This is a genomic window from Paenibacillus sp. RC21 (assembly GCF_044907935.1).
GTDB classification, from domain to species: Bacteria; Bacillota; Bacilli; order Paenibacillales; family Paenibacillaceae; genus Paenibacillus; species Paenibacillus terrae_A.
Map to the genome: position 1 here is coordinate 379,168 of NZ_JBIYCS010000001.1, position 21,416 is coordinate 400,583.

A 21,416-nucleotide genomic window follows, 5' to 3' on the forward strand; every position below is an offset into this window, starting at 1 on the left:
TTGTGTACACCACTGAAAATCAAATTTGGAGGGAAATAATATGGCAGTTAATGCTAGCGCGGTAAAAGAGCTTCGTGAAAAAACAGGCGCAGGAATGCTGGATTGTAAAAAAGCGCTTGAAGAAGCAAACGGTGATTTGACAAAAGCAGTTGAAGTGCTGCGTGAAAAAGGACTTGCAGCTGCAGCGAACAAAGCAGGCCGTATCGCTACTGAAGGCGTTGTTGAATCCTACATCCATGCTGGTGGCCGTATCGGCGTACTGGTAGAAGTAAACTGCGAAACAGACTTCGTAGCTAAAACAGACCAGTTCAGAGATTTTGTGCGTGACATCGCTATGCATATCGCTGCATCGAACCCTCGTTATGTTCGTCGCGAAGAAGTGCCACAGGAAGAGATCGAAAAAGAAAAAGAAATCCTGAAAGCACAAGCTTTGAACGAAGGCAAACCAGAAAAAATCGTTGAGAAAATGGTTGAAGGCCGCATCGGTAAATTCTATGAAGAGTTCTGCCTGTTGGAGCAATCTTTCATTAAAGATCCGGACAAAACAATCTCTACACTCATCAACGAGAAAATCAGTACCATTGGTGAGAACATTTCCCTGCGTCGTTTTGTTCGCTTTGAACTGGGCGAAGGTTTGGAGAAAAAAGAAGATAACTTCTACGAAGAAGTTATGTCTCAAGTGAAACAATAATTACCAACGAACGGTAATTGCATACGGAAAGAGCAAAGAATTGGAACACATCAGTGTTCCTTTTCTTGCAACAGGACATCTATCCTGTACATAATATATAGTCGATATTGGAGGGTGATCATTTGGAAAAACCTGTGTTTAAGCGTGTTGTTCTGAAAGTCAGCGGAGAGTCGCTGTCAGGCCCGAACGGTTACGGTATTGATGCGGATACAATTGCGTCGATCGCTGAGCAGGTCAAGGACGTTGTCGAACTGGGAGTAGAAGTTGCTATCGTGTGCGGAGGCGGCAACATTTGGCGGGGTATTGCCGGAAGCGCCAACGGAATTGACCGGGCAACAGCCGATTACATGGGTATGCTGGCAACGGTGATGAACTCACTGGCACTGCAGGATGCTTTGGAACAAATTAAAGTTCCTACGCGTGTACAGACATCTATCGCAATGCAGCAAATTGCTGAGCCTTACATTCGTCGTAGAGCTATCCGCCATCTGGAAAAAGGCCGGGTTGTTATTTTTGCAGCAGGTACAGGGAATCCGTTCTTCTCGACCGATACTACGGCTGCCCTGCGTGCTGCCGAAATTGAGGCTGAAGTGATTCTGATGGCTAAAAATAAAGTGGACGGCGTGTATTCAGCTGATCCATTTAAAGACAGCACAGCCGAGAAGTATGAGCAACTTACGTATTTGGATGTGCTCAACAAAAATCTCGGTGTCATGGACTCCACGGCTTCCTCGCTGTGCATGGATAACAATATTCCGTTGATTGTCTTTGCTATTACAGAGCAAGGTAACATTAAACGTGTCGTGTTGGGTGAGAAAATTGGCACGATCGTCAAAGGGAGTGTAAAATAATGCCACAATCTGTGAAAAAGAGCGCTGAAGAGCGCATGCATAAAGCAATTCAGTCGTTGCAACGTGACCTTGCATCTTTGCGCGCTGGTCGAGCGACACCAGCTCTACTGGATCGCGTTCAGGTTGAGTATTACGGTGCAATGACTCCAGTCAATCAGTTGGCTAATGTAAATACACCGGACAGCCGGACTCTAATGATTCAGCCTTGGGATAAATCCTCCCTGGCCGACATTGAGCGTGCTATCCAAAAATCCGATCTGGGTTTGACCCCTTCCAATGACGGAAACACCATTCGCCTGAGTATTCCTGCATTGACAGAAGAACGCAGAACGGATCTAGTGAAGCTGACGAAAAAGAACGGCGAAGAAGCGAAGGTCGCCATTCGTAACATTCGTCGCGATGCGAACGATGATATTAAAAAAATGGAGAAAACTGATATATCCGAGGATGAATCCCGTAAATATCAGGAAGAAATCCAGAAAACGACAGATAAATTTATCGCCGAAGTGGATAGAGTTTTGGCTGCAAAAGAAAAAGAAATTATGGAAGTATAAGAGACTGGTAGCCCCTCCCTTACGGTGGGGTTTGTCTCTTTTCAAGCCAGAGGCACATTTTCAGAGAATGCTGGAGGAACTGGAATGATCAAACGGGTTCGGTCTTGGTGGAACGGGGAACAAAAACAGCAAACACCGGCCATTTCAAAAGACAATATTCCGCAGCATGTTGCTGTTATTATGGATGGGAACGGCAGATGGGCCAAACGGATTGGAATGCCGCGTATTGTAGGGCATCAAAATGGAATGAAGGCAGTGAAGCGCACAGCGATTGCTGCGGATGAACTAGGCATTAAATATTTGACCTTATTTGCTTTTTCAACTGAAAATTGGTCGCGTCCCAAGGATGAAGTCGATTTTTTGATGCGGCTGCCGCAAGAGTTTCTGGCTATTGAGCTTGATGAGCTGATTGAAAAAAATGTACAAGTGCGTATGATGGGAAATAAGGAGCATTTGCCATCTCATACCGTTGATGCGTTGACTGAAGCGACTCGGCGAACCGAAAATAATACCGGACTTGTTCTTAATTTTGCATTAAATTATGGAAGCCGGCTGGAAATCACTGAATGTATGCAAGCGTTGGGTCGTGAAATTGAGGATGGAAAGCTTAAATCCGGAGATATTACGCCTGAACTGATTGAGAATTCTTTGCTCTCAAGTGGTATGCCGGACCCTGACCTGCTGATTCGAACAAGTGGTGAGCTAAGACTCAGCAATTTTATGCTATGGCAACTTGCTTACAGTGAGCTATGGTTTACTGATATTTATTGGCCTGAGTTTAAGAAAGAGCATTTATACGAAGCAGTAGTCGAATATCAGCGAAGATCACGGCGGTACGGCGGACTGAAGTAAATGGAGGATGAAAGCCGTTGAGACAGAGATTGATTACCGGTATTGTAGCAGGCGTATTTTTTTTGGCGATGGTCCTGTGGGGCGGCTTAGCCTACCATTTGCTCATTTTGGCTATGGCCTTAATTGGATTCTATGAATTCGCGCGAATGACCAGGGTATCTCCTTTCGGCGGTACAGCGTTAGTTGGCTATGCAGGAATATTAGCTTTTGTATTTCCTTATCAGCCCTTGGGTCTGCACTCACCATTACCGTCTATAAGTCTGCTTTGGCTGCTGATGATTATTTTTATGATCATTACGGTGGGAACGAAAAATAAAATCACAATTCAAACGGTGTCCATACTATTTCTCGGTACCGTTTATATAGGCTTTGGATTTTCCTATATGGCGGAATCACGCCATATGGAACATGGGCTTTTATGGACCTTTTTGTTGCTGGCTTGCATTTGGGCAAGTGATGCAGGGGCTTATTTTGTAGGCAAAATGGCGGGGAAGAGAAAGCTATGGCCTGCGATCAGTCCAAACAAAACAGTCGAAGGGTCTATTGGCGGGATTGTTTTAGCGTTAGCTACAGCACTGGTGTTTGCCGGATTGTCAGAAGGGCTGCTGCCGTGGGATAAAGCTTTCGCTATCGGTTTATCTTGTGCAGTTGTGGGTCAACTCGGCGATTTAGTGCAATCTGCGTACAAGCGGGTGTACGACATTAAAGATTCCGGTAATCTGCTGCCAGGGCACGGTGGTATATTAGACCGCTGCGACAGCTGGATTGTCGTTTTTCCAATTGTACATATGATGCTGCTGCTTCCATGACCCTTACCTGGTGCTTACAGTTTATGCTCAGGTCAAAGTTAGCCGCAGAGTAACGGTTATTTTCAAGATAGGAAGGTGCTTCATGAAAAGAATTACGGTACTCGGTTCAACCGGGTCTATTGGAACACAGACGCTGGATGTCGTATCTATGCACCCGGATCAGTTTGCCGTAGAGGCTTTAGCAGGTGGCTCAAATATAAAGTTGCTTGCCGAGCAGGCGCATCTATACCAACCCAAGAAGGTATCCGTCGGCACCAAGCAACTGGCGGAGGAAATCCGTCCTTTGTTGCCTTCCGGAATGGAACTGCATTGGGGGGATGAAGGACTCGTCGAGCTGGCTGCGAATACAGATGCAGATATGGTTGTGACAGCTGTAATGGGCAGTGTCGGATTGCACTCCACGCTGGCCGCGATTGAGGCTGGAAAACAGATCGGTTTGGCCAATAAGGAAACACTGGTTACCGCCGGTCATCTGGTCACAGAACGGGCACGGGCGAAAGGAGTGCCGTTGCTGCCGATTGACAGTGAGCATTCGGCTATTTTCCAATGCTTGAATGGTGAGGGTATGAAAGATGTGGCACATATTACTCTCACGGCATCGGGTGGTTCTTTTCGTGATTTGACAAGGGAACAGCTTCTGGAGGTTACGGTAGAAGATGCATTGAAGCACCCCAATTGGTCGATGGGTGCCAAAATTACGATTGATTCGGCAACGATGGTAAACAAAGGGCTAGAGGTCATTGAGGCGCACTGGTTGTTCGGACTTGATTATGAGCAGATTCACGTACTATTGCATCCTGAAAGCATCATTCATTCCTATGTAGAATTTGTGGATACCAGTATTGTCGCCCAACTGGGCAACCCTGATATGAGAGTGCCTATTCAATACGCTTTAACCTATCCTAAACGGATGAAGTCTCCGGCCAAGCCGCTGTCACTGGCTGAGGTGGGTAAGCTCCATTTTAAGAAAATGGACTTTAATCGTTTTCCTTGTTTAAGGCTTGCCTTTGAATGTGGTAAAATGGGTGGTACAGCACCAATTGCATTTAATGCGGCTAATGAGATTGCTGTTGCCCGTTTTCTGCGTGGAGAAATTCCTTTTCTGCATATCGAAGCCGTTATTGAGCGAGTACTGGAACGGCATGTCAATGTCACTAACCCTGATCTGGCTGCGATTGAAGCCTGTGACCGTGAGGTTCGCAGCGTAGCTGCCAGGATATAAGCTGAATTTGGGTTCGAGAAGCGAATTGTGATTCTCTTGTGTGGGATCGGAGAATAATGATAATCTAGGAAGACAAACTCGATCTCATTGAAAGGGGAACGGAAACGATTGGAAACGATTCGAATAGTTTTGATGACGGTGCTCATGTTTTTCGTCATAGTGACGGTGCATGAATGGGGGCATTATTATTTTGCCAAACGCGCCGGGATTCTGGTACGGGAGTTTGCGATCGGTTTCGGTCCGAAACTGTTTTCTTATAAAAGAAACGAGACGCGATTTACACTACGTTTGCTGCCGTTCGGTGGTTTTGCCCGCATGGCAGGAGAAGATCCGGAAATCAATGAAATTGAAGCCGGACAAACAATTGCTGTACGTGTAACGGACGGTATCGTCAAAACCATTTATTTGGACCAATTGGATAACCGCAAAAATGTGGTGCGCGGCGAAGTGCAGCACATTGATCTGGAGCAGGCACTAACTGTAAAATTGGATGTGGATGGCGAGGATCAGCAATATACTGTACACCCGCAAGCGATGATGGTAACCAAAGGGCAATCCATCCAGATTGCGCCTAAGGATCGACAGTATGGCAGCAAAACAGTAGGACAGCGTGCGATGGCTATTTTTGCTGGACCGCTGATGAATTTTATCCTTGCCTTTGTTCTGTTTGGTCTGCATATCCAGATGGTCGGCGTACAAGTGGACAACCCGACTTATGTTCAGATTAATGACATTACAGCGGGTATGCCAGCTGCTGAAGCTGATTTGCATAAGGGCGATATCATTGAATCCGTGAACGGGGTTGCGATTGGTGCGAACGTTGAAAATATGATCAAACTGATTGCCGATTCCCAAGACAAGCCGATGAAATGGGTTGTTCGTCGTGATAACAAAACTTTTGATCTGACGATTACACCTCGTGCAATGGAAGGACAAAAGGGTGGTAAAGTGGGCATCGTGCCTGAACTTCCGACACGGCCAGCCGGAGTCGGGGAAACATTTAAATTTGCTGGACAATCCATGGTACGAACGACCGATATTATTTTCCAGGGGTTTAGTCAGCTTATCCAACGCTTCTCCATTAATGATCTGGGAGGTCCGGTACGTACCTTTGAAGTGACAGGACAAATTGCCAAACAGGGCATTGAGCAGCTTACGTATTGGACTGCTATAATGAGTCTTTATTTGGGGATATTTAATCTATTGCCAATTCCAGCGCTGGATGGAAGCAGACTTGTTTTCCTCGGCGTAGAGGCGGTAAGAGGACGTCCGGTTGATCCGAGCAGGGAAGGTATGGTCCATTTCGTTGGTTTTGCTATGTTATTCCTGCTCATGATTGCGGTCACGTACAATGATATTTTACGATTAATTAACGGTTAATTAGAGACGGACTTATATAAAAGGGTCTGTATGGGAGGACATGCGTTTCTATGTCGAACGATAAACAGTTTGTCGAGGAAATTACGCCACAGAGCGAAGATTTTTCCCGATGGTACATTGATGTTATTAAAAAGGCAGAGCTGATGGATTACTCCCCGGTTCGCGGGTGTATTGTGTTCCGTCCCGACGGTTTTGAAATTTGGGAGCATATCAAGGAAGCCATGGATGTGCGTTTCAAAGAAACAGGTCATCGCAATGCCTATTTTCCGATGTTCATTCCCGAGAGCTTTTTCCAAAAGGAAAAAGAGCATGTCGAAGGGTTTAACCCTGAGCTTCCTTGGGTAACCGAGGCTGGCGGGGAAAAGCTGGAGGAGCGCCTTGCGATCCGTCCTACTTCAGAGACAATGATCGGTCATATGTACTCCAAATGGATTCAATCCTATCGTGATCTGCCAGTGCTTATCAACCAATGGGCCAACGTGGTTCGTTGGGAAAAACGCACGCTACCGTTCTTGCGTACAAGTGAGTTTTTGTGGCAGGAAGGTCATACTGCTCATGAAAATGAGGAAGAAGCACGCGAAGAAACGATGAAAATGCTGGAAGTATACCGCGAGGTTATCGAGGAAGTACTGGCTATCCCAGTTATTACCGGACAAAAAACGCCTTCTGAAAAATTTGCAGGTGCGAAGGATACATTCTCACTGGAAGCGATGATGAAGGATGGACGTGCGGTGCAAGCGGGGACTTCTCACTATATGGGAACCAATTTTGCCGTTGCTTTTGATATTAAATACTTGAGCCGAGACAATAACCTGGAATACGCTCATACCACTTCATGGGGAACAAGTACGCGTCTGATTGGTGCACTGATTATGGTCCATGGGGATGACCGGGGTTTGGCCTTGCCTCCTAAAGTTGCACCTACGCAGGTCATTATGGTGCCTATCGGGCCGCCTAAGAAGCGTGACGCAGTTATTGCCCGTGCAGATGAACTGTTCGCTGCACTGAAACAAGCGGGTGTACGTGTGAAAATGGACGACCGCAGCGATGTGAGTCCAGGTTGGAAGTTTAATGAATACGAAATGCGTGGTGTACCGGTGCGTCTTGAAATCGGACCTCGTGATATGGAAAACGGTGTTTGCGTGCTCGTATCCCGTATCAGTGGCGAGAAAAAGATTGTACAGCAGGATAACCTTGTTGAGGAAGTCCATGCGATGCTGGCACAGGTACAGCAGGAAATGTTTGATCGTGCCAAGAGCTTTATGGATGAAAACTTCTATTCCGTAGATACGCTGGATGAAATGAAGGCGCTCATGGAAGAAAAACGTGGCTTTACTTTGGCAGGCTGGTGCGGATCTGTAGAATGTGAAGACAAAGTCAAAGAAGCGACAGGCGCTACAAGCCGTAATATACCTTTCAAAACTACCGAGCAAAAGACCACATGTCTGTGCTGCGGCAAACCAGCCAAGCATACTGTAGTGTTCGCACGGGCGTACTAATAAAGAAGTAAAGCTATACCACTATACTCACTTCATTCTCTCCGCTAACGAGCATAATTGTAAGAGGTTGCTATGGTGGAGGATTGAGGGGGGCTACGAAAAGCTTTTGCGGTCGGAGATGTTTTAGACGCAGAAGCTTTTCATGTTTTCAGAATTGTAGATTTGGAATCCGGGGTACGATTAGAGTAGTTAAGTCAATGGAAAACGGGGGGAGAGCCATGGGCGGAGCTGAAGAAAAGAGAAAACGGCTGGAACTGCTGATGAAGCAGGTAGTGATGCCGGCGGGAGTGGTGGAACCTTATTTCTTGGACGGTTGGATTGAGCAGGTGGAAATAAGCCGTACCAATAAGGATTGGAATATTATCATCGCCAAGGAAACACTGGTTCCCGCTCAGGTATATCGGGCCTTCTGTATTCAGGTGCAGGAGAAAATGAACCACATCGCTAAAATTACCTTTCGGTTTCGGTATAGTGAGCAGGTTCAGTCTGCGGATATCATCAGTGAATACTGGAAGCTTTTTCTGGAATGGGTGCACCGTGAAATCCCATCCGTGAACGGCTGGATGAACCGGGCTGTACATGAGTGGGAAGACGGCCTGTTATTGCTGACGATGAGCGATAGCATGTCACTGGAGCTGGCACGCAAAAAGCAGATTGACCAAGCAATCATCAAATTCTACGATAAATATTTTGGTCTCTCGATGCGCATTAAAATCCAGGTGGGAGAAAGTAACCAAGAGGCTTTGCAGCAGTTCCAAGAGAAAAAGATGCAGGAAGAACGTGAAGTTATTCAGCAGATGATGGAAAGCATGGAATCAGAAATGCCGCCTCTGGATGAAGAGGAAGGAGATGTACGACTTCAATTTGGCTATGACATCAAGGAGCCGCCTGTTCCGATGCAAGAAATTCAGGATGAAGAGAAGAAAGTCACGTTGCAGGGAACGATTTTCGGTCTCGATAGTAAAGAGCTGCGCAATGGAAGTACATTGTTCACCTATTATTTGACCGATTTTAGTGATTCGCTGCAAATGAAAATGTTTGCCAAAACAAAAGAAGATCTAAAAATTCTCAGCTTGCTGGCTAACGGAAAATGGGTTAAGGTCCGTGGCCGCGTCGAATATGATCGGTTTATGCAAATTCCTGAGCTGGTTATGATTCCTTCTGATCTGGTAGAGGTGCAGGCTCCTCCTTCCCGTAAAGATAATGCAGAGGAAAAACGGGTTGAGTTTCACCTTCACACAAAGATGAGCGCGATGGATGCTGTTAGCTCTATTGACCAGTATGTTAAAACAGCCGCCAAGTGGGGGCACAAGGCGATTGCGGTCACTGATCATGGTGGAGTGCAATGTTATCCCGATGCCGCTAAGGCCGCCAAGAAAAACGGAATTAAAATGATTTATGGTATCGAGGCCAATGTGGTCAACGATGCGGTTGAGGTTGTGATGCAGGCACAGCCACTTAATTTGAAAACAGCGACTTATGTCGTTTTTGATATTGAAACCACTGGTCTGTCAGTCACACAAAACAGAATTATTGAGATTGCTGCTGTCAAAATGCATGAGGGTAAAGAGGTAGACCGTTATGCTACCTTTGTAAATCCGCATGAGCGTATACCATACAATATCCAGCAACTGACCAACATTAACGATGAAATGGTCAAGGATGCACCGGATGTGGAGCCCGTTATGAAGGAGTTTGTGGCTTTTGCTGGCGATGCTGTACTGGTTGCCCATAATGCGCGATTTGATGTCGGTTTTATCCAGGCTACGCTTAGGAATATGGGATTGCCTGAGATGACGAACCCGGTACTGGATACACTGGAATTGGCCCGCTTGCTGTTTCCTACGATGAAAAATCATCGTCTGAACACATTGACTACCAAATACAAGGTTGCGCTCGAAAGCCATCACCGGGCCATTGATGATACAGTTGCGCTAACAGAAGTGTTGAATGGACTTTTGAATGATGCGGAACAAATTAAAGGTATGAAAGTGCTCGACCGCTTGAATGACTATGTTGGTAAGGATTTATCGACCGTTCGTCCTTTCCATTGCTGTATTTATGCGCTGAATCCGATTGGCAAAAAAAATCTGTACAAGCTGGTTTCAATGTCACATACCGAGTATTTTAAGCGTGTCCCTTGTATTCCTAAATCGAAATTGTCCGAGATGAGAGAAGGGCTGCTTATTATTTCAGGTTGTGAAAAGGGTGAGTTTTTCGAGGCAGTGCTGAACAAGTCGGAGGAGGAAGCAGAGGAAATTGCACAGTTTTATGATGTGCTGGAGATCCAACCTTTAACCATGTACATGCATCTGGTGGAAAAACAACTGGTAAGTGGCCCTGATGCTCTGAAAACGGCAGTTCGTAAAGTATGCGAAATTGGGCGGCGGCTCGATAAGCCCGTTATTGCTACAGGCAATGTTCACTATTTGGAAACACGTGATAAGCTGTACCGTGATATCACGATACATGGAATTACTGGCTTTAGCCCGTTAAAGGATATCCGAAAGCCGGATGCGCATTTGCGCACGACAGACGAAATGGTGGCAGAATTCGAGTTTTTGGGCGAGGAGAAAGCCTATGAAGTCGTTGTGAGGAATACCAGCGAGTTGGCGGAGCGGTTTGAGGAACTGGAGCTGTTCCCTGACAAGCTGTTCACGCCTTTGCTGGATGGGGCAGACGAGGAAATCCGCAATACTTGCTACGAAACGGCTAAATCCATTTATGGTGAGGAATTACCCGAGGTGGTCGTAGCCCGTCTTGAAAAAGAACTGGAGCCGATTATTAAATACGGTTTCTCTGCCAACTATCTCATTTCCGAGCGACTGGTTAAAAAGTCCAATCAGGATGGATACCTGGTAGGTTCGCGGGGTTCTGTTGGATCTTCTGTGGTCGCTACCTTCCTTGGTATTTCCGAGGTTAATCCACTACCTGCACATTATATTTGTGGTAATCCTGAATGTAGACATAGCGAATGGATTTTGGATGGCAGTGTGCCGAGCGGATTTGACTTGCCTGACAAAAACTGTCCGAAATGCGGTGGCAAGCTGAAGGGTGAGGGACAGGATATTCCGTTTGAAACGTTCCTGGGGTTTAAGGGAGATAAAGTTCCCGATATTGACTTGAACTTCTCCGGGGAATATCAGCCAGTCGCACATAACTATACGAAAGTACTGTTTGGTGAGAAAAGCGTATTCCGTGCTGGAACCATCGGTACGGTTGCAGAAAAAACGGCCTTCGGCTTTGCGAAGAAATATGAAGAGGCGCATCATAAAAAATGGCGTGGGGCCGAATTAAACAGGCTGGCTTCCGGCTGTACGGGCGTTAAACGCAGCACCGGACAGCATCCGGGCGGGATCGTCGTCGTTCCGGATTATATTGAGGTCGAGGACATTACGCCGGTACAATTCCCGGCTGATGATACAAGCTCGGAATGGAAAACGACGCATTTTGATTATCATGCTTTTGATGCGAACTTACTCAAGCTCGATATTCTGGGCCATGATGATCCGACCATGATGAGAATGCTTCAGGATTTGACTGGAGTCGACCCAACGACGATTCCGATGAATGATCCGAAGGTTATGAGTATGTTCAATTCCACGGAGGCGCTTGGCGTATCGCCGCAGCAGATCCGTACTCCTGTCGCAACCTACGGTGTACCCGAGATGGGAACCAAGTTTGTACGTCAGATGCTAGTGGAATCACAGCCGAGTTCTTTTGCCGATTTGCTACAAATATCGGGTCTGTCCCATGGTACGGGCGTATGGTTGGGGAACGCGCAGGATTTGATCAAAAACAATACCTGCAACATCAAGACCGTAATCGGTTGCCGGGATGATATCATGCTATTCCTGATTTATAAGGCGGGGATGGATGCAGGTCTGGCCTTTAAAATTACGGAGAGCGTGCGTAAAGGTAAGGGGCTTAGTGCGGAATGGATCGAGGAAATGAAAAAATGCAAGGTGCCACAATGGTACATTGATTCCTGCCTCAAGATCCAGTACATGTTTCCAAAGGCCCATGCCGCAGCCTATGTTATTTCAGCAGTGCGGACCGCCTATTTCAAGCTGTATCATCCGATTGAATATTATGCGACCTATTTCTCGGTACGCGCAGCCGATTTTGATATTGAACTGTGTTGTCAGGGGTATGATGCCATCGCGCGAAAAATTGTCGAAATCGAGCAGCTCGGTTTTCAGGCTCCACCAAAGGAAAAAGGAATGCTTCCGATCCTGGAAATGGCGCTGGAAATGACGGCTCGCGGCTTCAGTTTCAAGACGATTGATTTGTACCGTTCCGAGGGCACTCGCTTCAAGGTAGACGGAGATTCACTCATTCCGCCGTTCGGAGCGCTTCAGGGGATTGGGGAAAACGCGGCACGTAACATCGCAGCCTCCCGTGAACAGGGTGAATTTTTGTCTGTCGAGGATTTTCAGCAAAAATCGAAGGCTAGTAAAACGATTGTCGAAATGCTGTCCCAGATGGGCTGTTTCCGTGGACTGCCGGAGAGTAATCAGCTGTCTCTGTTTTAATTGGAATCCCAGTAGTCAAGCTCTGGCACTTGTCACATAACTACGGTTATGTTATAATTTTTTTGGTAATCATGGAGATAAAACCGTTGCTTAAAGAGTGGGGAAACCCACTCTTTACTGTTTGATATACAGTTACAACGTGAAAAGACGATTTTTGGGCAGGAACCGGTACGCCGGTTTATTTGCAGTGAGCCCAAAATGAACATTACATCAAATGAAAATGGAAAATGCCGGTGATGGAGAAGCATTGTCCATGGCAATGGGGCGTCTCTTTTTCACCACAGGAAAGTTTACTTTTGGAGGTTATAATCTTTGAGCACACCAAAGATCAAGTCAGTAGTAGAAGAAATGGCCCAACCTTACCTCGATGAGCATGGTTTTGAACTGGTCGATGTCGAGTATGTCAAAGAGGGCAGCAATTGGTTTCTTCGCGTTTTTGTAGACAAAGACGGGGGAATTGATCTGGACGACTGTAGTATGATCAGTGAATACCTGGGTCAAAAGCTGGACGAAAATGACCCTGTTTCTACAGCGTATTTTCTGGAAGTGTCTTCACCAGGCGCTGAAAGACCGCTGAAAAAAGCGGAAGACGTAACCAAAGCGGTAGGCAAAAATGTATTCGTTACTACATACGAGCCGATCAACGGCCTGAAGGAATTTGAAGGTCGTTTGCTTTCTTTTGAAGATGGGGAACTTACTGTTCAGAGCGGACAAAAGAAGCATGCCATACCTTATGACAAGGTGGCTGGAGCTAGGCTCGCGATCATATTTTAATTCGGATTTGACCGTTGCTGTTTGACATGTACTTCATGTTTTTTTGCCTCGTGTGCCGACCAGGACGCAGGTGCATCATTTGAAAGGGGGAGCAGTAATCCATGAGTATGGATTTTATTGAAGCAATGAACGAGTTGGAACGGGAAAAGGGGATCAGCAAGGATGTGCTGTTTGAGGCCATTGAAGCAGCCTTGATTTCCAGCTACAAACGGAATTTCAACACCGCACAAAACGTGCGTGTCGATATGAACCGCAACTCGGGTGTCATTAAGGTATATGCCCGCAAGCTGATCGTTGAGGAGGTATTGGATCCTCGCACCGAGATTTCGTTGCCAGCAGCCCGTGAGATTAACCCGCATTTTCAGCTGGAGGATATTGCTGAGATTGAAGTTACTCCTCGTGATTTTGGACGGATTGCCGCACAAACAGCGAAGCAGGTCGTAACCCAACGTATCCGTGAAGCGGAGCGGGGTTTGATCTACAACAAGTTTGTGGACAAGGAAGAGGATATTGTAACAGGGACCGTACAACGTCAGGACCCGCGTAATATTTATATTGACCTGGGTAAGGTGGAGGCGGTTCTCCCGTTGGGCGAGTTGATGCCTAATGAGAAATTCAGTCATCTGGACCGGATTAAGGCTTATATTACCAAGGTAGAGAATACGACCAAAGGGCCTCAAATCATGTTGTCCCGCTCACATCCAGGTCTGCTTAAGCGTTTGTTCGAACTCGAGGTGCCGGAAATTTTTGACGGTGTCGTTGAGATTCGTTCTGTAGCGCGTGAAGCAGGCTTCCGTTCTAAAATCGCAGTTCATTCCCGCAATGCCGAGGTAGATCCGGTCGGTTCTTGTGTAGGACCGAGAGGAACGCGGGTGCAGACGATTGTGAATGAGTTGCGTGGTGAAAAAATCGACATTGTGCGTTATTCCGATAATGTTGACGAATATGTGGCTAATGCGCTGAGCCCGTCCAAGGTGCTTGAGGTGCAGGTGTTTGAAGAAGAAAAAATGGCGCGTGTCATCGTGCCGGATTACCAGCTTTCTCTGGCCATTGGTATCAAAGGGCAAAATGCCCGCCTTGCTGCCAAGCTCACTGGCTGGAAAATTGATATCAAGAGCGAAACGCAGGCGGAGGAAGAACTCGGCAGACCGAGAACATCCACCGATGAAATGCATCAGGATTCCGTTTCTGTAGATTAAACGGGAGTGTAGGGGGGTTAATGCATGAAACAGAGAAAGGTACCTTTGCGCAAGTGTGTGGCCTGTCATGAAATGATGCCTAAGAAGCAGTTGATCCGTGTCGTCAAAACCCCTGAAGACGAAGTGCTGATTGACTTGACAGGCAAAAAGTCGGGACGCGGCGCTTACTTGTGCGGCAAAGCCGCCTGCTTCAAGCTTGCTCAAAAAAGCAAGGCACTGGATCGGGCATTGAAGCACTCGGTTCATCCTGATATTTATGAGCAGCTAAGTCGTGATTTTGCTGCCGTCGAGGAAGAATTCCTGGCGGCACAAGGCAGCGTGCATGATGAATAAGGCGCTGTCTGGATTGGGCCTTGCCATGAGAGCTGGCAAGCTGCTAACAGGTGATGAGATCGTTTTTAAAGCGATCAGGTCTTCAGAAGCCAAGCTGGTCATTCTTGCGAAAGATGCTTCAATGAATACTCAAAAGAAATTCCGCGACAAATGCGGGACGTACAAAATCCCCTTATTGATAGGATTTGACCGGGAAAGCTTGGGAAGCAGCATCGGCAAGCCTGAACGGGTTGTGCTGGCTGTGACGGATCAAGGATTCGCGAAATTGATCAAGAAACATGCGGGGATAATGTCGGAGGTGGAGTATATTGAGTAAACAAGAAAGCAAAGACAAAGTGCGGGTATACGAATACGCCAAATCGTTGAACATGAGCAGCAAAGAAATTATCACCATTCTTAAACGGCTGGATATTCCCGTGAACAACCATATGAGCGTCATGGAACACGATGCCGTGGGTAAAGTGGAAAATTTTTTTAAGGATATTAAATCCAATGCTGCGGCCAAGCAAGGCGGAGCAGGCACGGCGCAAGTAAGCTCGAACCAGGCCGGTTCAAGCCAGAATAGTAATCATTCAACTGAGCAAACCAAAAATCAACAGGAAAAGCAGGTAAGTATGAATAGGACAAACAACAACCAAAACAGTAACCGAAGCAGCGCTCCAAAAGCGCAAGGCAGTCAGCAGGGCGGTCAAAACCGCAGTCAACAGAGTACAAGCAGACCAAGTGGACAGCAAGGCAGCCAGAACCGTAGTGGCGGCCAGCAACAGGGAGGACAACAGCGCCCGAGCACTAACACGGGTTCACGTCCTCAAGGTAGCCAAAGCACCAACTCACGTCCACAAGGGAGCAGTCAAGGTAGTACGGCAGTAAGAACGGCATCGTCCACGGGAAGTAGCAATGCGAACCGTAGCGGTGGTGGCAACCGTACAGGCAGCAACTCCAATAACGGCGGTAATCGTTCCGGTCAAGGCCGTTTCGACGATAACCGTCAAGGCGGAGGACGCGGTGGTAACGGTGGTCGTGGTGGTAATAGCCGCGGTGGTAACAATCGTGGTGGAAAATTCAACAATCGTGGCAGAGGTCAACAACAGGAGCGCCGCGAGAAAATCGACAACACGCCTAAGAAAATCATTGTGCGTGGTGAGATGACAGTAGGCGAAACAGCGAAGCTTCTCCACAAGGATGCATCGGAAGTTATCAAAAAGCTGATCACGCTCGGAACGATGGCGACCATTAACCAGGAACTGGATATGGATACTATCCTTCTGCTTGCCGGAGATTTCGGTGTAGAAGTAGAAGTGAAAATTCCGGTCGAAGAGGATCGCTTTGAAACAGTGGAAGAAAACGATGATCCAGAGCTTCTGAAAGCACGTCCTCCCGTTGTTACGATTATGGGTCACGTCGATCATGGTAAAACAACTTTGCTGGATGCTATTCGCTCCACTAATGTAACGGGTGGCGAAGCTGGTGGTATTACACAGCATATCGGTGCGTATCAAGTTGAAATCAACAGCAAAAAAATAACTTTCCTGGATACACCGGGTCACGAAGCGTTTACGGCAATGCGTGCTCGTGGTGCTCAAGTTACGGATATGACGATCATTGTTGTTGCAGCTGATGACGGTGTTATGCCACAGACAGTTGAAGCCATCAACCATGCGAAGGCAGCTGGTCTGCCGATCATCGTGGCTGTGAATAAGATCGACAAGCCGGATGCGAATCCGGATAAAGTAAAGCAAGAATTGACTGAGTATGAATTGGTTCCTGAAGAGTGGGGCGGCGATACGATCTTTGTCAACGTTTCCGCGAAACAGAGAATGGGTCTTGAAGATCTGCTCGAAATGATTCTGCTCGTAGCTGAAGTAAATGAGTACAAAGCGAACCCGGACAAACGGGCACGTGGTACGATCATCGAAGCTGAGCTGGACAAAGGCCGCGGTTCCGTAGCCCGTATCCTCGTTCAGAATGGTACACTGAAAGTTGGCGATGCTTTCGTAGCAGGTAACTGTTTCGGACGTGTACGTGCCATGGTCAATGACAAAGGCCGCCGTCTGAAGGAAGCTGGTCCTTCCACACCAGTTGAAATCACTGGTTTGACAGAAGTGCCACTTGCTGGCGATCCGTTCATGGTGTTCGAGGATGAGCGCAAAGCTCGTGCTATCGCTGACAGACGTTCGATTACGCAACGTCAGTCCGATCTGGGCAGCAACACCCGCGTAACGCTGGATGACCTGTTCCAGCACATCAAGGATGGCGAGATGAAAGATCTGAACGTCATTATCAAGGGTGATGTGCAAGGTTCCGTCGAAGCGCTGAAAGGTTCCTTGAACAAGATTGAAGTTGAAGGTGTACGCGTTAAAATTCTTCACAGCGGTGCAGGTGCAATTACCGAATCCGATATTATTTTGGCTGCGGCTTCCAATGCCATTGTGATTGGTTTTAACGTTCGTCCTGATAATCAGGCGAAATCTACAGCTGAAGCTGAAAAAGTGGACATTCGTCTGCACCGCGTCATTTACAATGTCATTGAAGAAATCGAGCAAGCCATGAAAGGCATGCTGGATCCTGAATATAAAGAAAATGTGATTGGGCATGCTGAAGTTCGTAACGTGTTTAAGGTCACTAAGGTCGGTACGATTGCCGGTTGTATGGTGACGTCCGGTAAAATTGCCCGTTCAGCAGAAGCGCGCCTGATACGTGATGGCATTGTTATTTTTGAAGGTAAAATCGACTCACTGAAACGCTTTAAGGACGACGCAAAAGAAGTTGCCCAAGGTTACGAATGCGGTATTACCCTTGATGGCTATAATGATGTTAAGGAACTCGACATTATTGAAGCGTTCGTCATGGAAACAGTGGAGCGCTAACGGCAGAGAGGTGAGCATCCATGGCTAAAATACGTACAGGTCGGGTTGGCGAGCAGATTAAGAAAGAGCTAAGCCAACTCATACAGACCGAATTAAAAGATCCCCGTATCGGTTTTATTACGGTAACGGGTGTTGATCTGACAAACGATTTGTCCCAAGCGAAAATATACTTGAGCGTGCTTGGGGATGAAGAGCAAAAAACTTCTTCCCTGAAAGCATTGGACAAAGCGAACGGTTATCTTCGTTCTGAACTTGGCAAACGGATACGGCTTCGCCATATTCCCGAGCTGATTTTCAAAATTGACGAATCTATCGCTTATGGCAGCCGGATTGAAAAGCTGCTAAGTGATATCGACAAGGATGAGAAATAGCAAGAGCTAGTTTATCCGAAGGAACCATGAACTGAATGTAAAGGAGACGGCAATGCATACCTATGAACAGGCGCTTCAACAAGCGAAGGAATTTATTCTGGAGCATGATGATTACCTGATCGTATCGCATGTACAGCCGGACGGAGACGCAGTCAGCTCCACCGTAACGGTGGGCTGGCTTCTCTCATGTCTGGGGAAGAAATTTACCATGCTGAATGAGGGGGCTATCCCCAAGCGCATGGATTTTTTATGGCATGCTGATGAGATTATGGATATGAGCCAGCAACCGCCGGAACGGAAATACAACCGGATTATTTGTGTAGATTGTGCAGATTTTCGTCGTGTTGGTCTAACAGAGCAGTTTTTTGCGGAAGATGCCATCATTTTGAATATTGATCATCATCCGACGAATGATGCGTATGGAACAGTTAATGTGATTAAGTCGGATGCTGCGGCAACGGCAGAAATTCTTTTTGATCTACTGGAAAAGTTTGCAATCAACTGGGACGTTGAAGTGGCGACGGCTGTATATACCGGACTGCTGACGGACACAGGAGGCTTCAGGTATTCGAACACTTCGCCTAAAGTCATGTCTACAGTGTCACAGCTGCTTGCCTATGGTGTAGACGGTCCCTATCTATCCGAGAGCCTGCTGGAAGAAATGACATTCCCGCAAATGAAGGTCCTGACCAAAGCATTGCAAACGCTCGAGATTTCGGAGGATGGTAAAATCGCCTGGGTGGTTGTAACCCCTGACGATATGAAGGAATGCGGAGCTGTTAATGAGGATTTGGAAGGCATCGTCAATTATCCGAGGAATATTCGTGGCGTTGAAGTAGGCATTTTCTTTAAAGTGATTAGTGATCAAGCGGTCAAAGCCAGTCTGAGATCGGCAGGTAACGTTAACGTAGCTGCGCTTGCCCAATCGTTTGGGGGCGGGGGACACGTACGTGCTGCAGGTTGTCGTCTGGAGGGTAAGCTGGAGGACATTATTGAGGTCGTTGTAGGGCGGGTGAAGGCCGAGCTATGAAACCGATGAAGCAGGAACAAGCAACTTGGGAAGGCGTACTACCCGTCTACAAACCCGCTGGATTCACCTCTCATGATGTGGTGGCCAAGACTCGCCGTTTGCTGGGAATGAAGCGAATCGGACATACCGGAACACTTGATCCTCAGGTGACAGGCGTGCTGCCGTTGTGTCTGGGACGTGCTACCCGGGTAGTTGAATACATGCAGGAGTTACCTAAGGAATACCATGCAACATTACGCTTGGGACTTGCCACTGATACAGAGGACCTTACGGGTACGATTACCGAGAAGTGTGACCATCCAGTAGAGGTGACGGAAGAGGAAGCCAAAGCGGTTCTGGAGCGTTTTGTCGGTACGATTTCCCAAGTGCCACCAATGTACTCGGCCCTCAAAGTGGATGGCAAACGTCTATACGAGCTGGCCCGAGAAGGCAAGACCGTGGAGCGTAAAAGCCGTGAAGTGACTATTTACGAGCTGGAAATGACGGGATTCGCGGAGTCGGGATCATATGTGGATATTTCTTTTCGTGCATTATGCTCCAAAGGAACTTATATCCGTACGCTCTGCGTCGATATCGGCCGCGAATTGGGATATCCTTCGACGATGGTCAAGCTGGAACGAACCATGTCTGCGGGGATTTCTGCGAATCGTTGTTTAACATTCGAAGAAATTGAACGCTACGTAGCGGATGGCAGCCTGGGTGAGCGGCTTATTGCCACTGATGAGGCCATTGACTATATGCCTGATCATACGGTGGCCGAAGTGAAGGCCGCTGCCGCTCTTCAAGGTCAGCGCTTGTCGCTGAGCATGATTTCTCCGCCTGTGACGGACAGCCAGCCCTTCCGGTTGTATAAAGAGGATCGAACGTTTTTGGGCGTATATGGACGTGATGAATCAGGGGCTATCGCGCCAATTAAAGTTTTTTTACCTTGAATTGTGCTATAATTTTGACGAAGTTAGTCAAATGATGTGAAATGCAGGTGAAATAATATGATTACCGTATCGTTATCTTATCCATTGAGCGATGAGCTTTTGCACCAATGGGGACGTTCACAGGTCACGGCGATCGGTCAGTTCGACGGTCTTCATCTCGGACACACAAGTGTCATACGCAAGGCTGTCGAGCTGGCTCGGGAACAGAAAGTGCCGGTATCTGTTATGACATTTCATCCTCACCCGAAGGAAGTCATGAAAAAAGGCGACTATGAAGGCTATTTGACCCCGCTTGTGGACAAGCAGGATATTTTGGCCGATATGGGTGTGGACGTGCTTTATATTTTGAGATTTGACGAGGACTTTTCCAAAGTCAGCCCTGAGGCGTTCATCACGGACATCTTGCTTCCATTGCAGATTCAAACGGCAGTAGTGGGCTTTGATTTCCGGTTTGGCTACCGGGGAGCCGGACATGAGCATACACTTCGGGAACTGGGAGGAGAACGTATGTCCGTCCACACCGTACCGCCATTCGAGCTGGATGGGGAAAAAGTGAGCAGCTCCAGCATCCGCCATGCCTTGCAGACAGGGGATTTAACGCATGCCTCTCGCTGGCTGGGACGCTCTTACCACATTCGCGGCACCGTAATGGATGGAGAGAAACGTGGACGCACCATCGGCTTCCCAACAGCCAATCTCAAGCTGGATGATACTTACGTAATTCCAGTCAAGGGCGTATATGCCGTACGGGCACTGGTGGGTGAGCGTTGGAAAAGCGGGGTAATGAATGTAGGGGTTAAGCCTACTTTTCATGAAGGTGTGCTGAATCCGTCGTTTGAGGTTCATCTGTTTGATTTTGATCAGCAGATTTATGGTGAGCCTGTGCTGGTTGAGCTTCATCATTACATCCGTCCTGAACGCAAATTCTCTTCGGTGGACGAGCTGATTACCCAGATTGGCAACGACGCACAAACGGCTAAAAAGCTGTTAGGCTAATTTATTTACATAAGACAGGCGCTGTGTTATACTGACTTATGTTGTGTAAACAACGATGAACCTTGGCTTGGTTGTCCGCTTTCACCAGCGGCTACGAGGCTAATGGCGATTATAATGAAGGAGGTGAACAGGATGGCATTGACTCAAGAGCGTAAACAGCAATTGATCGAGGAGTACAAAACTCATGAATCCGATACAGGATCTGCAGAGGTACAAATCGCTATCCTTACTGAAAACATCGTTAACTTGCAAAGCCACTTTCGTTCGCATAAGAAAGACCATCACTCCCGCCGCGGGTTGTTGAAAATGGTCGGTCAGCGTCGTAAACTTTTGGCTTACCTGAAGAAGACTGATGTTAGACGTTACAGTGCGTTGATCGAGCGTCTCGGACTGCGTCGTTAATTTTCAGACATGTAATGAGAAAAGAAGCCTGGTTGTTCACCGCTTGTCCCTGCTAAGGCGACGGCGGACAGCAGCCGGGTTCTTTTTTGAAGTAAGGAATTTTTTTGACGTACAGATCC

At 47.3% G+C, this 21,416-nt stretch carries 19 protein-coding genes; all 19 read left to right on the forward strand.

Annotated elements, in window-relative coordinates:
* Positions 1-40 precede the first annotated feature (40 nt).
* The gene (gene tsf, locus ABIA61_RS01855) at positions 41-691 is read left to right on the forward strand and encodes a translation elongation factor Ts (protein ID WP_013309917.1); all 651 of its coding nucleotides are present in this window, start codon (positions 41-43) and stop codon (positions 689-691) included.
* Between the two features lie 122 nt (positions 692-813).
* Complete coding sequence (gene pyrH, locus ABIA61_RS01860; protein ID WP_283655645.1) at positions 814-1,542, forward strand: UMP kinase; 729 nt, start codon at positions 814-816, stop codon at positions 1,540-1,542.
* Positions 1,542-2,096: a ribosome recycling factor gene (gene frr / locus ABIA61_RS01865; protein WP_283655646.1), complete on the forward strand. Its 555-nt coding sequence runs from the start codon at positions 1,542-1,544 to the stop codon at positions 2,094-2,096. Before pyrH ends, frr begins: the two co-directional genes overlap by 1 nt.
* 84 nt (positions 2,097-2,180) lie before the next feature.
* Positions 2,181-2,948 (forward strand): undecaprenyl pyrophosphate synthase, encoded by a 768-nt coding sequence (locus ABIA61_RS01870; protein ID WP_283655647.1) that lies wholly within the window; start codon positions 2,181-2,183, stop codon positions 2,946-2,948.
* A gap of 17 nt (positions 2,949-2,965) precedes the next feature.
* Positions 2,966-3,757, forward strand: coding sequence for a phosphatidate cytidylyltransferase (locus ABIA61_RS01875; RefSeq protein ID WP_283655648.1), 792 nt, complete (start codon positions 2,966-2,968; stop codon positions 3,755-3,757).
* A gap of 82 nt (positions 3,758-3,839) precedes the next feature.
* Complete coding sequence (locus ABIA61_RS01880; protein WP_404580229.1) at positions 3,840-4,979, forward strand: 1-deoxy-D-xylulose-5-phosphate reductoisomerase; 1,140 nt, start codon at positions 3,840-3,842, stop codon at positions 4,977-4,979.
* A 108-nt stretch (positions 4,980-5,087) separates the two neighbouring features.
* The gene (rseP, locus tag ABIA61_RS01885; protein ID WP_404519234.1) at positions 5,088-6,359 is read left to right on the forward strand and encodes an RIP metalloprotease RseP; all 1,272 of its coding nucleotides are present in this window, start codon (positions 5,088-5,090) and stop codon (positions 6,357-6,359) included.
* A gap of 50 nt (positions 6,360-6,409) precedes the next feature.
* Entirely contained in the window at positions 6,410-7,858 is a 1,449-nt protein-coding gene (gene proS / locus ABIA61_RS01890) for a proline--tRNA ligase (protein ID WP_283655650.1), read from the forward strand.
* Positions 7,859-8,076: 218 nt separating this feature from the next.
* On the forward strand, positions 8,077-12,393 hold the full coding sequence (locus tag ABIA61_RS01895) for a PolC-type DNA polymerase III (RefSeq protein WP_404519233.1): 4,317 nt from the start codon (positions 8,077-8,079) through the stop codon (positions 12,391-12,393).
* Between the two features lie 312 nt (positions 12,394-12,705).
* Entirely contained in the window at positions 12,706-13,167 is a 462-nt protein-coding gene (gene rimP / locus ABIA61_RS01900; protein ID WP_014281118.1) for a ribosome maturation factor RimP, read from the forward strand.
* A gap of 101 nt (positions 13,168-13,268) precedes the next feature.
* Complete coding sequence (gene nusA / locus ABIA61_RS01905) at positions 13,269-14,366, forward strand: transcription termination factor NusA (RefSeq protein WP_013309927.1); 1,098 nt, start codon at positions 13,269-13,271, stop codon at positions 14,364-14,366.
* A gap of 24 nt (positions 14,367-14,390) precedes the next feature.
* On the forward strand, positions 14,391-14,699 hold the full coding sequence (gene rnpM / locus ABIA61_RS01910) for an RNase P modulator RnpM (RefSeq protein ID WP_283655652.1): 309 nt from the start codon (positions 14,391-14,393) through the stop codon (positions 14,697-14,699).
* Positions 14,692-15,015 carry a L7Ae/L30e/S12e/Gadd45 family ribosomal protein gene (locus ABIA61_RS01915; RefSeq protein WP_025720915.1) on the forward strand — a complete coding sequence of 108 codons (324 nt, stop codon included), beginning with the start codon at positions 14,692-14,694 and terminating at the stop codon, positions 15,013-15,015. Before rnpM ends, ABIA61_RS01915 begins: the two co-directional genes overlap by 8 nt.
* On the forward strand, positions 15,008-17,566 hold the full coding sequence (gene infB, locus ABIA61_RS01920) for a translation initiation factor IF-2 (protein ID WP_283655653.1): 2,559 nt from the start codon (positions 15,008-15,010) through the stop codon (positions 17,564-17,566). Before ABIA61_RS01915 ends, infB begins: the two co-directional genes overlap by 8 nt.
* A gap of 20 nt (positions 17,567-17,586) precedes the next feature.
* Positions 17,587-17,937 carry a 30S ribosome-binding factor RbfA gene (gene rbfA / locus ABIA61_RS01925; RefSeq protein WP_014281122.1) on the forward strand — a complete coding sequence of 117 codons (351 nt, stop codon included), beginning with the start codon at positions 17,587-17,589 and terminating at the stop codon, positions 17,935-17,937.
* Between the two features lie 52 nt (positions 17,938-17,989).
* Entirely contained in the window at positions 17,990-18,967 is a 978-nt protein-coding gene (locus ABIA61_RS01930) for a DHH family phosphoesterase (protein WP_283655654.1), read from the forward strand.
* On the forward strand, positions 18,964-19,899 hold the full coding sequence (truB, locus tag ABIA61_RS01935) for a tRNA pseudouridine(55) synthase TruB (RefSeq protein ID WP_283655655.1): 936 nt from the start codon (positions 18,964-18,966) through the stop codon (positions 19,897-19,899). Before ABIA61_RS01930 ends, truB begins: the two co-directional genes overlap by 4 nt.
* Before the next feature lie 57 nt (positions 19,900-19,956).
* Positions 19,957-20,895, forward strand: a complete 939-nt coding sequence (locus ABIA61_RS01940) for a bifunctional riboflavin kinase/FAD synthetase (RefSeq protein ID WP_404580230.1) — start codon at positions 19,957-19,959, stop codon at positions 20,893-20,895.
* Between the two features lie 132 nt (positions 20,896-21,027).
* Positions 21,028-21,297: a 30S ribosomal protein S15 gene (gene rpsO, locus ABIA61_RS01945; protein WP_014281126.1), complete on the forward strand. Its 270-nt coding sequence runs from the start codon at positions 21,028-21,030 to the stop codon at positions 21,295-21,297.
* Positions 21,298-21,416: the final 119 nt, after the last annotated feature.

Bases quoted from the DNA above. Each gene is read 5' to 3' on its own strand.
- ABIA61_RS01870 (WP_283655647.1), top strand. From the start codon at position 2,181: ATGATCAAACGGGTTCGGTCTTGGTGGAACGGGGAACAAAAACAGCAA.
- proS (WP_283655650.1), top strand. From the start codon at position 6,410: ATGTCGAACGATAAACAGTTTGTCGAGGAAATTACGCCACAGAGCGAA.
- ABIA61_RS01915 (WP_025720915.1), top strand. From the start codon at position 14,692: ATGAATAAGGCGCTGTCTGGATTGGGCCTTGCCATGAGAGCTGGCAAG.
- frr (WP_283655646.1), top strand. From the start codon at position 1,542: ATGCCACAATCTGTGAAAAAGAGCGCTGAAGAGCGCATGCATAAAGCA.
- rbfA (WP_014281122.1), top strand. From the start codon at position 17,587: ATGGCTAAAATACGTACAGGTCGGGTTGGCGAGCAGATTAAGAAAGAG.
- nusA (WP_013309927.1), top strand. From the start codon at position 13,269: ATGAGTATGGATTTTATTGAAGCAATGAACGAGTTGGAACGGGAAAAG.
- rnpM (WP_283655652.1), top strand. From the start codon at position 14,391: ATGAAACAGAGAAAGGTACCTTTGCGCAAGTGTGTGGCCTGTCATGAA.
- ABIA61_RS01895 (WP_404519233.1), top strand. From the start codon at position 8,077: ATGGGCGGAGCTGAAGAAAAGAGAAAACGGCTGGAACTGCTGATGAAG.
- rpsO (WP_014281126.1), top strand. From the start codon at position 21,028: ATGGCATTGACTCAAGAGCGTAAACAGCAATTGATCGAGGAGTACAAA.
- truB (WP_283655655.1), top strand. From the start codon at position 18,964: ATGAAACCGATGAAGCAGGAACAAGCAACTTGGGAAGGCGTACTACCC.
- ABIA61_RS01940 (WP_404580230.1), top strand. From the start codon at position 19,957: ATGATTACCGTATCGTTATCTTATCCATTGAGCGATGAGCTTTTGCAC.
- ABIA61_RS01880 (WP_404580229.1), top strand. From the start codon at position 3,840: ATGAAAAGAATTACGGTACTCGGTTCAACCGGGTCTATTGGAACACAG.
- tsf (WP_013309917.1), top strand. From the start codon at position 41: ATGGCAGTTAATGCTAGCGCGGTAAAAGAGCTTCGTGAAAAAACAGGC.
- ABIA61_RS01930 (WP_283655654.1), top strand. From the start codon at position 17,990: ATGCATACCTATGAACAGGCGCTTCAACAAGCGAAGGAATTTATTCTG.